Genomic DNA, 683 nt, shown 5'->3' with positions numbered 1-683 from the left:
GTATCTACGGTTACTGCTTTAGCTTCACCTAAGCTTAGCTCACCAGCTAGACCACCAGAGAATGACACTTCGCCGTCAACTTTGTTGTTACCCGCAAATACTTGTAGCTTACCGTCTTCACCTACAGATGCTTTTACTAGGTCAGTTTGACCGTTGATGTAAGTTGCTACTTCTTCAATATCATCGCCAGCTTTTGCGTTGATAGTGAACTCTTGCTCTTCACCAAAGCTGTCTTTTAGCGAGATAGTTAGATCTGTTTTGTCGCCAGCAACTGACCAGTCTTTACCTTTGCCATTTTCAGCGACGTAGCTGCTGCCACCCATCATTTTGTTGTCTGAGCGCATGTCTTTTAGCTCAAGCATTACTGCTTCGCCGTTATCTGCACCAATTTGGAAAGATTTCGAACCATGAGTGCCGTTTAGCAGCTTGTTACCACCGAATGATGTCGTTTCAGCGATACGGTTAAGCTCATCGTTTAGTGCCGTTACTTCTTCCTGAATCGCAACACGCTCTGCTTTTGAGTTAGAGCCGTTTGCAGATTGTAGAGATAGGTCACGCATACGTTGTAGGATATTGGTTGTCTCATTCATTGCACCTTCAGCGGTCTGTGCAATTGAAATACCATCATTCGCGTTACGTACCGCAACGTCTAAACCACGGCTTTGAACGTTCAAGCGGTTCGA

General features: G+C 45.2%; 1 protein-coding gene. It reads right to left on the bottom strand.

Going from position 1 to position 683, the window contains the following annotated elements; genetic code table 11:
• Positions 1-683 (bottom strand): flagellin (locus ACTS60_RS00530; RefSeq protein ID WP_440886757.1); only part of this gene is annotated, 683 nt, incomplete at both ends.

Source organism: Vibrio sp. WZ-1, assembly GCF_052037695.1.
Taxonomy (GTDB): domain Bacteria; phylum Pseudomonadota; class Gammaproteobacteria; order Enterobacterales; family Vibrionaceae; genus Vibrio.
The sequence above is the reverse complement of the archived record's forward strand: the minus strand, read 5'-3'. Positions and strand labels throughout refer to the sequence as shown.